Genomic DNA, 12286 nt, shown 5'->3' with positions numbered 1-12286 from the left:
TTAAATATGTGTGAAGCAAAAAAGAGTTTTTTATGGTAATAAACCAATCCCTTGTAAGCCTTCATCTTCATCAAAGCCGAACATAAGGTTCATATTTTGTACAGCTTGACCAGATGCACCCTTCACAAGGTTATCTTGTACCGCAAGAATAATAAGTTTATTCGGCTGCGGCTTATATAAAGCAATACGAAGCTCATTCGCACCGCGCACACTACGTGTTTCAGGCGAACTGTTAGCAGGCATCACATCAACAAATTTTTCATTTGCATAAAAGTGCTCATACAATGCCTGAATATCAGTTTGTTTTCCAGTTTCTGTCAAGTCGACATAAATTGTACTGAGCATACCGCGAATCATTGGAACTAAATGAGGAACAAACAAGAGCCCTTCAAAGCCACCTTTTTTCCCAGAAATATTTTCTAATGCTTCAACAATTTCCGGATGATGACGGTGCCCTGCAACCCCATAAGCCTTGAAGTTATCAGCATTTTCGCTATAAATCATACCTAAGCTTGCTTTACGGCCAGCTCCAGAAACGCCTGACTTCGCATCAATAATAATATTTTTTGTTTCAATCAATGCTTGTTCTGATTTCAAAAGTGGAGCTAAACCCAATTGAACAGTTGTTGGATAGCAACCAGGGTTACCAATCACTTGCGCCTGTTTAATTTTTTCGCGGTTTAGTTCAGCCAAACCATATACTGAGTTTTCCAATACTTCTGGGCAAGCATGCTCCATGCCATACCACTTCTCAAACTGCTCAAGATTTTGCAAACGGAAATCAGCTGCTAAATCAATAACTTTAGTACCAGCTGCGATCAATTCTTTTGCATGCTGCATCGCAACACCATGAGGAGTCGCAAAAAACACAACATCACACTTTTTTAAATCATCAATATTTAAATCTGAAAATTGAAGATCAGTATGTCCACGTAAATTAGGGAACATATCTGCAACTGGTTTGCCCGCTTCTGTACGTGAAGTAAGAACTCGAACCTGCGCTTTAGGATGTCGTAATAAAATACGTAATAGTTCAACGCCTGTATAACCCGTTCCACCAACAATTCCGACAGAAATCACGTGCATTACCTCAATTTTTGAATCTATACTTGTGCGGTAGTATGACAGGATGTCCAAGCTTACAAAACCATTTCATGCTTGGTAATTTTAATTTTTTTAATTTTAGCGACAATTAGATAGCACTTATTGAACTGTCATAACTAAACAAATATCAGCAAATAAATACTAGATTTAATTTTGGAGAGCTAGGATGCTTCATCAATCAAAAGAAACCAAATTACACACTTACCTTGGCTTGAGCACATTAATTTTAAGTGCACTACTTGTAGGTTGCGGAGGTGGAGGCAGTAGTAGTGGCAACTCACCAAGCACGCCAACACCCGTTGATCCCGCTCCCGAGGCAACGACTGATGTTACTCTTAAATCTCCTGTAGAAATGCGTAATATCCAGCTAAAAGTATATGACAACACCACTAACTCTGTTTTATTAAATACTTCAATTGCAAGTTTAAACAGCTTTAATGTCAAAATTCCTACCGCTAAATTAAATCGTTTATATCGCGTAGAAATTACGACTCAAAATTCATCTCAAGTATTTGATCCAATTACTTCAACATACCAAAATTTCTCTGGTATTTATCATGCGTTTATTACACCGAACAGTGTAAATGGCAGAACCCTATTCATAAGTCCAAGCAGTGAAGCCGTTTACCAACGTGCTGTGATACGTTCAGGACAACTCCCGCAAGAGACGATTGACCCAACCCGTATTGAACAATTGCATGTGGATTTAGCTTCTCAAGACGTTTACAGATCGCTTCTTAATGCGTTCAAAGATGCAAATATTCCAAGTTTAAGTCCAGCCAACACCCTCACAGTTCTAACTTTGTTGCAGTACTCCACTAAGCAGCCTAGTACGTATGTAGATAGCTATCTTAGCTTTGGCTACTTACAATATTGGTCAACTTCTCATGGTGGAACAACTACATACCAAGATCTTGTTAAAAGTTTGGCAACCGATTTAAAAGATGGCTTTTTAGATGGAAAAAAACTTCATGGGGATCAAACAACCTTCACCCCTATTTTCACGCCTGCTCCAGATAATATTGATCCAGTAAAAAATACACTGTTAGATATTGCTACTAATCAAAAAACAACACGCGATTCTTTTGCAACCAATTTAAAAGCCGCTACTTTAAAATTGGCAGATACTCAAAGCTTAGATCAAATAGGCTATGATCTACTGCAAAAGAAACTATATTCAGGGGGCGTACCTGTCGGAAATACCACTGACTTTTTCCGTATAGATGGGGCTGGTGATTATCGTCGTGCCGTTGGTTTTAGCGGCATTACCGCAACCTGTAATGGATCTGCATATCCTTGCAAACAAGGTTTGACTAGCATTAATCTTTCCGACCCAAAATTACCAGCTACAGATTATTTAGTTGGTCGCTATGAAGACACTTCAACAGGTTGCCAACTTAATTTCCGTGCGAATGGTCAAATCGAACTTATTAAAGGATCACAGACTTATCGCTCTGCTTTAAGCGCTGATAGTACAGATAATTTATTGCAAACAGATGCTGCAAGCTCAAGTTATTTACTCAACTCAAGTTCAGCCGAACCAAATAACTCAACGCAGCAATACAACTTTATACAATTATCGATTAAAGCAAATAAAATCGTGGGTGCCAAAGCAGGTCTAGATAGCCGAAAAGCACCCGATAGCTTACAAACACCACAATTAGAATGTAGTTTTAGTTAATTTGAGACATACCACCATGCAGGCAACGGATTTGATTTAAGTTGTCTGCGGTGTTTTTGAAAATATGGATCGTATTTTTCAACTTCTGCCCAAAATGCAGGGCTATGATCAAAATATTTAGTATGAGCCAACTCATGAATAGCGACATAGCGAGCAATCTCGTGTGGCATGAGCACTAATCCTGCATGTAGCATAATATTATGCTGACTGCTACAACTTCCCCACCGAGTTTTTGGACGGCGAATTGTGCACTCTCGATAATTCAATTGAGTATGTTCACTTAACTCGGTTAAAAACTCGGGTAATTCTTGTTTAGCAAACGCAATAACTGCTCTTTGCAATGCCAAATATGGCTGTGTATCTTTAATAAATAAGCAACTGTTTTCCCAATCAAATTGAAAAACACGGTGCTGCTTTTGTACAACAATTTGAAACGGTTGGTCTTTATTAAAAAAATAGATTTCTGAAGGAATTTCAAGTGAAGCAGACTGAACATGTTGTTGCTTATCCCACGTCTCGATCAACCATTGCTCAGATTGCGCCAAAAAATGCTGAATTTGCTTTTTACTGCAAAATAAAGGAACTGTCAGGCGTATTGAAGCTGGCTCAACACGTAAGCGCAATTTTCTTGCTCTTACGTGTCGAACGATTTTAATTTCTGGCATCTTCGCAGACATTACTGTGCTGTGCGCTCTTCAATACCATTATTTGTTGCAACAATTGCAATCGTTGCTGGGTTTAGAGCGAAAATACCATTAGTCACAACACCTGGAATGTTATTAATAATTTTTTCTACATCAATCGCATTTAAAATATTAAGATTAAATACATCTAAAATGACATTACCATTATCAGTTACTACACCTTCGCGATAAACCGGATCACCACCTAAAGCCACGAGTTTACGAGCGACGGCTGAGCGAGCCATTGGAATAACTTCTACAGGGAGTGGAAAATCACGTCCGAGTTGATCAACCCATTTTGAATCATCAACAATACAAACAAATTTCCTAGCAATTGAAGCTACAATTTTTTCGCGTGTTAATGCAGCACCCCCACCTTTAATCATATGCATATGACGGTCAATTTCATCTGCACCATCAACATATGCATCTAAACCACCCACATGGTTCATATCTACCACTTCGATGCCTAATTTTTTAAGACGATCAGCTGTTGCTTGAGAACTTGCCACAGCAGCTTCTAATTGTAATTCAGGCAATAAATCAATTAGAAAGTTTACAGTACTTCCAGTCCCAACCCCCAAAATGCCACCTTTGGGTAAGTGTTTTAAAGCAGCTTGCGCAGCAGCTTGTTTCTTTTCATCTTGGGTTGCGTATAGACTCATGACATCACTCAACTATTTTTTGACATTTATGCACCAATAATCGGCGCAAATGCACAGGGGTTTGCTACAATAACTTCCTATTTTAAACTGTTATAGGGAAGATGAACATGCTGTCTCGTGTGGTACGACAAATTTTACAAGCAACGGTTTATGATGTTGCAATTGAAACGCCTCTCGAAGCAGCTCCACGAATTAGTCAAAAATTAAATAATATTATTCGTTTTAAACGTGAAGATTTACAGCCTGTTTTTTCTTTCAAATTACGTGGTGCCTATAACCGTATTAGCCAACTTCCCAAAGAACAACTCGAACGTGGGGTTATTTGTGCATCTGCTGGCAACCATGCTCAAGGCGTAGCATTATCAGGCCAACGTTTAGGAATTCCAGCGATTATTGTTATGCCAAGCACAACTCCGGACATTAAAGTTCAAGCAGTTAAACGCTTGGGCGGTCAAGTTGTGTTACATGGCGATAGTTTTGATATCGCAAATAAATATGCGCAACAACGTGCCGAAGTTGAAGGTCTCGTCTTTATTCCACCCTATGACGATGAACTTGTGATTGCTGGTCAAGGTACTATTGCAAATGAAATATTACGTCAATGGCGTGATGTAGAATATGTGTTTGTTGCTGTAGGTGGTGGTGGCCTTATTTCAGGCGTAGCAGCTTACCTTGGTGAAGTTGCCCCTCATGTGAAAATTATTGGTGTTGAATATGAAGAGTCTGCATGTTTAAAAGCAGCCTTAGAAGCCAATGAACGTGTAATCTTACCGCATGTAGGCTTGTTTGCAGATGGTACTGCCGTTGCACAAATCGGTGCTTTACCATTTGATATTATTCGTCTACGTAAGTCTGATAATTCTGGTCCAATTGTTGAACCTGCGATTGTGACAGTAAACACAGATGAAATCTGTGCTGCCATTAAAGATACCTTTGATGAAAATCGCAGCATTGTTGAACCATCTGGTGCAATGGCCCTTGCTGGGATCAAGAAATATATTACCGAACATAAAATCAGCAATAAAAATATTGTGTCCATTGTATGTGGCGCAAATATGAATTTTGATCGCCTACGTTATATTGCAGAACGCACCGAGCTAGGCGAACAGCGCGAAGCTATTTATGCAGTTACTTTACCTGAAGAAAAAGGTGCTTTCTTAGGTTTTTGCCGTGCTTTACATGGACGCAATATCACCGAGTTTAACTACCGAGCAAACAATACAGAAGAAGCACAAGTATTTGTCGGTATTAGCTTAAAAGGTGGTGATGCAGAGCGTCATGAAATTCTGGAACAATTAAAGCAGCAAAATTATGTGGTAGATGACCTCTCTGACGATGAGGTTGCCAAACTACACATTCGTTATTTAATTGGCGGTCATGCAAATCTAGATGATGAAAGATTGTTCCGTGTTGAGTTCCCTGAACGTCCAGGTGCCCTCTTAACATTCTTAACTCGTTTAGGTCCAACCCACAACATTACCCTATTCCATTACCGTAACCATGGTGCAGCAGAAGGACGTGTTTTAGTCGGCTTACAAGCCACCGATGCGAAACAGAACCCTGATGGATTGATTGAAACTCTTGAGCAGATTAGTTATCCATATGCAGAAATTACGAATAATGTTGGCTACAAACGTTTCTTGAAATAATCTTCGATTTTGTTGAATAGGCCGACTAATTTGTCGGCTTATTCATATAATTATTCTAATATTCCCATCATATTTACATTGCCTCTCTTTATCTCAAAGAAAATATCCTTAAAAATAAACGTCTAATCAGGAAACAAGGACCAACATGGCACAGTTTGCAGTCATTGGCTTAGGGAGTTTCGGAGCAACAGTTGCTCAAGAGCTCACAAAATTAAATCATGATGTTATTGGCATTGATACGGTAAAAAAGAATGTTGAAAATCTTGCCAACGTTTTAACTCATGCCGTCATTGCTGATGCGACCGATGAACATGTACTTGACGAACTGAATATCCAAAATTGTGATGCTGTAGTAGTCGCAATTGGTGAAGATATTGAAGCAAGTATTTTGTGTGTCCTGAATTTAAAAAATTTAGGTATGGACAAGATTTGGGTAAAAGCAAAAACCAAAGCACATCACACCATTTTGTCGCATCTCAACATCAATAAAATTATTCATCCTGAAGAAGATATGGGGGTACGCGTTGCTCAAGCCCTGAACTATCCAATGGTTAGTCGTTATATGTCTTTAGAAGATGACCACTACATTATAAAAATTGAAATTCCTGAAAAACTTCATGGCATTAATTTATATGGCATTATGCAGCAAGCTCCACAGGTCAAAACTTTACTTGTAAAAAGACAGCAGCAAATTTTGTTTGAGACCGAAGAAAATTTCACCTTGCAAACACATGACATTCTTATTTTAGAAGGTCATTTAGCGCAGTTAAAGAAACTTTCTAATTGCTTCATATAAGAAACGAAATCTAAAAATATGTCTATATATCCCAAGCCCCATAAAACATTAAATTTAAGCCCTCCTTCACTCTTGGCACTGGGGTTTCTGGGCTTTATTATTTTTGGCACTTTATTACTAAAACTGCCATTTGCCAACACGGGTCATGTAAGCTGGATGGATGCGCTCTTTACAGCAACCTCAGCAGTCACAATTACTGGTTTATCTGTTTTAAATATTCATGAGTCTTTTACCCTATTCGGGCAAACTATTATTTTATTGCTGATTCAATCTGGTGGTTTGGGCTTTATGACTTTTGCCATATTGGCTGCATTAAGTTTGTCACCTAAAGTTGGCCTTAAACAGCAAATGATGGCACAAGATAGTCTCGGGCAAACAAGCCTATCAAAAGTTACTTTTGTGGCCAAAGGCGTTGTCACGTATACCCTAATTTTTGAGCTTATTGGCACAATTATCCTCACCACCGCCTTTACACCGACTTACGGTTTTGCGCGTGGGCTTTATTATGCTATTTTTTATAGCATCTCTTCATTTAATAATGCTGGTTTTTCCTTATTTTCTAATAGTTTAATAAACTTTCAAAGTAATTATGTTATTTGTATAACCATTAGCATACTTTATACATTGGGCGGGCTTGGCTTTTTGGTTCTCATGGACATTAAACAAAATAAAAAATGGAAAAAACTCACTCCAAATAGCAAATTAATTCTCATAACGATTGCAATTATTAACCTTGCTGCTTTTATTTTAATATGGGCTTTAGAAGCTCAAAACCCTCATACCCTAGGAATGCTCAGTACAGGTGATCAAGCATTAAATGCTTGGTTTCAAGCCACTGTTCCGCGCTCATCAGGATTTAATACCATTGATACAGGCGCAATGACCAATAGCAGCTCTTTACTCATGATGCTACTTATGTTTATTGGTGGTGGTTCGCTCAGTACAGCAGGTGGAATTAAAGTTGGAACCTTTGTAATTTTAGTGCTCAGTGTTATTTCATTTTTACGGCGTACAGATGAAATCCGAATATTTAATCATTCAGTCGCACACGAAACTACGTATAAAGCTTTAGCTGTAACTGCAATTACCAGCATACTCATTTTCATGGGATTCTTTATTATTTTGCTTTTAGAACCTAAAGCAGACTTTATGAATTTGTTGTTTGAGGTTGTTTCAGCAGCTTGTACTGTAGGGCTTTCTCGTGGAATCACGCCAGAGCTACATAATGGTAGTTTATTCATTTTAAGTTTGTTGATGTTTGCTGGGCGACTCGGCCCATTAACACTGGCTTATTTAATTGCCACTCCGAAAAAAAGTCGACTCAAACACCCTCAAGCCAATATTCAAATTGGATAATAAAAAAGCCGCTTTTAAAGCGGCTTTTTACGAGTAAAGACTTAGTACCAATTCAAGAGTGATACACCCAAACCGGCATAAGTTGCTCGGTGGTTATAGTCAATTAAGCTTTCACCGTAACCATTAAACAACTGGAAATGTCCACGCAATTTTCCACTGATTGGAAAAGCCCAATCAAATTGAACAGCACCATGAGAGTCATCACCACCTTTCAATGAATGACGTAGCATTAAAGAGAAGTCATTTTCCTTCCATTTATAAAATGCTGTTAAATCACCACGACCGATGTAATTTTCCATATCTGGATTATTATCATCTTTACTGTCTTCTTCAAGACGAATCCATGGACGAAGCATTACAGCAAAGTTACCGCGCTCTAATCCCACATTAAAGATTACGCGGTTCCAACTACGAGATAATGGATCTGAACGACCATTTGATTGGTGATTTAAAGTAACGCCAAGCAAACGACCATCTAAACCAAGCAATTCATAGTTTGTTCTAAACATTAAACTTGCTTCAGGCTCATAATTCGTTTCGCGGAAAGGGCGAGACTCTTCAGCATTGAATGTCTGCCAACGTGAAGATTGTGTATAACCGACCCACAAATCGCCATTATTACCAAAAATATTTTCCCAAGCTTTGGTTTTTAAAGAAATCTGAAATTTACTTTCTGTTGATTTCAGATTTTGATCTTCTGTCACCGTATTATTTAGGTTTGGACTATGTGGCAACTCATTTTTGTCACTGGTCCAGAATACTGGTAACAAATAGACCGGTTGATAAGCACGGATATTCCAAACCCCTAGTTTACTCTCTTCAGACAGCTCCCAACGTTGATCTAGCAAAGAAGTAGTAGGTTCAAGTTTTGGGGCTTTACCAATTATTTTGATATTACTCACTGTATCTACCATCTTCTCTTTAAAGGTTTCAGGTGGAACAGCAGGTGCATCAATTTTTTTAACAGGCTCTGGTACAGCCGCAGCTTGAATAACTGGTAAAGCTGACGGTTTAAATACAGAGTCATAACAAGCCAGACGATCGGCATTCGAAGCAAGAGCAACACATGCATCTACTGTCGCAGGGGTTACAGGTGCCAAGGTGTCAGCATATGTCACAGACGCACATAAACAGCTAAGCACGATACCCATGCTTAGCTGTAAAGATGTGCGTTCAAATTGTCTGAACGCCATGTTCATCTCCAATTTTTATTTTAATTAACTTGTTGAATGGTAAAACCTGATTGCTGCAACTCATCGCGTTTTGCAAATGGTGCAACTACAGCTTTTACAGGAGTTTGCTCAACTAAATATTGACGAGCAACACGTTGTAAATCATCTAATGTTACATGCAGCAAGCGTTCACGTAAGGTACGGCGGAAAGTTGGTGTTCTTGCATGCAACAATGCATAACATGCAGTAATCGCCTCACCCGCTGGTGAACCTGGTTTATCCATACTTGCAACAAGTCCAAGAATCGCTTCTTCAAGCTGATGAGGCTGTTGTTCCGCATTTAATAACCATTGCACACTTGCTTCAAAGTCTTTAAAAGTTTCTGCTAAACGTGGGTCACGGTAACTATAGAAACGGAATGAACATGCATTCCCATCATAGCTTGCTCCACCACCATACGCACCGCCTTTCTCACGAATGGCACTATGTAAGAACCCATTACGTAAATAAGCTGCCAATACCATTAACGGAGCTGCATCTGGATGCGACACATCCACCGCCTGATAAGCCGAAGCACAGAACTGAACATTTGTCTGAATTAACCATGCTTCATGATTATTATCATTTACCTGTTCTACATGAGTTAACTCTGTTGCAGTTGCATCAACGTTTAATTTATCCCAAACATTTTGGATTTCTTCAACTAAACGTTCAGACTGATGTTCTTCACATACCAGCAAGAACTGTTTAGGCGCTTGCAATAATTTACGATGAATACGTTTTAATTCTGCAATCAGATCATCATATGCAGTAGAGTCTTGAGTAATTTTAGCAACAAGCTCACTTAACCAGTTTAATGCGCCTAAACCTGTGTTTTGATAATCACGTTGAGCCAAAGCACTCATATTACGTGATGCGATTTGCATTGCGTAGCTATGACCTGCTCCAGATAAGCGAGATTGCCAACGTGTTTTACGTTGTTGCAATAACTCAATAATGCGCTCTTTCTCATCTAATCGGAGCTGTTCAAATGCTAATTTTAATAAATGAATAGCATCAAACTTCTGAGTCAAAGACTTAGTCGTTAACGTTAACCAAGCACTAATTTTATCTTTGTCATCAACTTTACTACGTAATGAAGCGCCCATTCCTAAACCACCACTTACAGCCGTTTGTAAGGTTTGTAGTTCAAGATAGTCATATTCACCTGCACCCACTTCGCCCATCAAGATAGAAAGCAAATTGAAATACGGTGACTTCACAATATCTTCAGGAATTTGAATAAGCACTTGTTGATAGTAAATACCATTCGTACCAGCATGATACAAATTCAACGGCGTATCCATGCGATTGCAAAGAATTTCGCGTAATTGACCTTGTACAATATGCAAGTCAGCAGGTACATCTTCTAAGCCTACTTTTGGTAATAATTCAAGATTATCTGGAGTATCCTGACGTTCCTCTAGAGCCTTGGTATTAGCAATGATTTCAGCCTTATCAGCATCTGTTAGTTTTTCACCAATAGCAGCTAAACGGGCTTTTTCTGCTTCTTGTTCTTTTACAGACTTGGTTGGGTCTGGAACTAGAGTCATCTGCACACGATGTGGGTTATCAAGCAAATGTGTTTGAATCAGATTTGATAACCACATTGGGTCTTTCAACTCTTCTTTAACCTGTGCAATTGCGCTGTCAACATCCCAAATTTGAATTGGGTCATTATGGTGAATCGCACCACTCAAGCCATTTAAAATTAGACTTAAACCGTATGGTGTACCATCGCCATTAATTTCACGTTGATGTAATTCAATCTGATGCAAAATTGCATCAACTAAATCGCTATCAATTGGTTTTGCAGCAACATCACGCAGAATATTTAAAACACCCTCTCTAAAGCTTTGCGCATGTTCAGGATTTGAACCTTGAACACCACAGTAGAAAGTCATTTCAAAATTACTGTCGTCTACGCCCATTAATGGACCTGTTGATTGAGCATAACCACACGTTTCTAAATAATGGCGCAGTGGTGAAGCTGAATTTTCTAACAAAATCCCTTCAACTAAACGCATTCCCAAACGCAATTTAACGTCATTTGCTTCGGGTAATAACCAAGATAAGACATGATAAGTTTTATCTTTTAAATCATCACTATCAACGCCATAATTTTCTGTTACTTCAATTGGCGCAGCTAAACGTTTTTCAGGCTTAGAATATAAAGTTGTACCCGCAGAAAACTTATTTAGAGCTAGTTTTTCAAATTGCTCTTGCAACTCATACGCTGTTTGATTCCCGAAGGTCATAAATACAGCATTACTTGGGTGGTAATGTACCTTATAAAAATCGACTAATTGTTCATACGTTAAATCAGGAATATCTTTCGGGTCGCCACCTGAGTTGTAATGATAGGTGGTTTCAGGAAATAAATGATGAGCCAACTGATGATAAAGTTGGTCAGACGGCGCACTCATGGCACCCTTCATTTCATTAAAAACTACACCTTTATAAACAGGTTGATCATTTTCAAGTTCAATACGAATACCTTCTTGAGCAAAATCAAGTGGATTCAAATTGGCAGCAAATGCCGCATCAAGATAAACAGAAAGTAAGTTTTGGAAATCTTTTTTATTTTGAGACGCAAATGGATATGCTGTCCAATCTGCTGCTGTAAATGCGTTCATAAAAGTATTTAAAGAACGACGAATCATTAAAAAGAACGGATCACGTACTGGAAACTTTTCAGACCCACACAAAGCTGTATGTTCTAAAATATGTGCAGTACCTTTAGAGTCCATAGGCTGTGTTCTAAAAGCAACAAGAAATACATTTTCGTCATAATCAGTTGCCAAGTGATAATGCACCGCACCTGTCACTTTATGCTTATATTCAGATACTAAAATATCTAATGCTTCTACATGGTGCTGACGTAGCAACTGAAACGCAGGGTGAACAGTTTGAGAAATGGTTTCAGTGACATCTACAGTCATGTGATCTCCTAACATATCGGATAAGTGAATAAGTCTCATTATAGCCTGAGTCAGCTTGAGATTGGCGAACAAAAGCCAAGTAAAATACTATGTTTTTGTTGAGTATTAGTTTTCATTGGCACGGCTTTGATATCAAGCACATAGCCATGAATGTTTATCCTACCAGAACAAAAGCTTTTAATTCTATGTATATGCTACC

The 12286-nt window shown here is 38.6% G+C and carries 9 protein-coding genes; 4 read left to right on the top strand and 5 right to left on the bottom strand.

The window, feature by feature from the left end:
• Positions 1-30 precede the first annotated feature (30 nt).
• Positions 31-1086 carry an N-acetyl-gamma-glutamyl-phosphate reductase gene (gene argC / locus AC2117_RS08410; protein WP_133973320.1) on the bottom strand — a complete coding sequence of 352 codons (1056 nt, stop codon included), beginning with the start codon at positions 1084-1086 and terminating at the stop codon, positions 31-33.
• A gap of 184 nt (positions 1087-1270) precedes the next feature.
• Here argC and AC2117_RS08405 point away from each other — a divergent pair, with 184 nt between their 5' ends.
• Positions 1271-2785, top strand: coding sequence for a hypothetical protein (locus AC2117_RS08405; protein ID WP_133973318.1), 1515 nt, complete (start codon positions 1271-1273; stop codon positions 2783-2785).
• On the opposite strand, the gene AC2117_RS08400 is transcribed toward AC2117_RS08405, so the two are convergent.
• Together AC2117_RS08400 and rpiA are read right to left on the bottom strand one after the other, a co-directional pair.
• Positions 2782-3462, bottom strand: a complete 681-nt coding sequence (locus AC2117_RS08400) for a SprT family zinc-dependent metalloprotease (RefSeq protein ID WP_133973316.1) — start codon at positions 3460-3462, stop codon at positions 2782-2784. The two genes, AC2117_RS08405 and AC2117_RS08400, sit on opposite strands and share 4 nt — an antisense overlap.
• Positions 3462-4133: a ribose-5-phosphate isomerase RpiA gene (gene rpiA / locus AC2117_RS08395; protein ID WP_133973314.1), complete on the bottom strand. Its 672-nt coding sequence runs from the start codon at positions 4131-4133 to the stop codon at positions 3462-3464. Before rpiA ends, AC2117_RS08400 begins: the two co-directional genes overlap by 1 nt.
• Positions 4134-4234: 101 nt before the next feature.
• Between rpiA and ilvA the strand changes: the two genes are divergently transcribed.
• The 3 genes from ilvA to AC2117_RS08380 all read left to right on the top strand — a co-directional run bounded on the left by ilvA (position 4235) and on the right by AC2117_RS08380 (position 7934).
• Positions 4235-5782 (top strand): threonine ammonia-lyase, biosynthetic, encoded by a 1548-nt coding sequence (gene ilvA, locus AC2117_RS08390; protein WP_171459063.1) that lies wholly within the window; start codon positions 4235-4237, stop codon positions 5780-5782.
• Between the two features lie 145 nt (positions 5783-5927).
• Positions 5928-6578: a potassium channel family protein gene (locus AC2117_RS08385; RefSeq protein WP_075431430.1), complete on the top strand. Its 651-nt coding sequence runs from the start codon at positions 5928-5930 to the stop codon at positions 6576-6578.
• 18 nt (positions 6579-6596) lie between these two features.
• Positions 6597-7934: a TrkH family potassium uptake protein gene (locus tag AC2117_RS08380; RefSeq protein ID WP_133973310.1), complete on the top strand. Its 1338-nt coding sequence runs from the start codon at positions 6597-6599 to the stop codon at positions 7932-7934.
• 41 nt (positions 7935-7975) lie between these two features.
• Here AC2117_RS08380 and AC2117_RS08375 read toward each other — a convergent pair whose 3' ends face one another.
• On the bottom strand, positions 7976-9127 hold the full coding sequence (locus AC2117_RS08375) for a phospholipase A (protein ID WP_133973308.1): 1152 nt from the start codon (positions 9125-9127) through the stop codon (positions 7976-7978).
• A gap of 20 nt (positions 9128-9147) precedes the next feature.
• Positions 9148-12087, bottom strand: coding sequence for an insulinase family protein (locus AC2117_RS08370; protein ID WP_197731009.1), 2940 nt, complete (start codon positions 12085-12087; stop codon positions 9148-9150).
• Between the last annotated feature and the right edge of the window lie 199 nt (positions 12088-12286).

The organism is Acinetobacter calcoaceticus, assembly GCF_900520355.1.
Lineage (GTDB): Bacteria > Pseudomonadota > Gammaproteobacteria > Pseudomonadales > Moraxellaceae > Acinetobacter > Acinetobacter calcoaceticus_C.
Note: the sequence above shows the minus strand (reverse complement) of the source record. Positions and strands in the feature narration are given on the sequence as shown.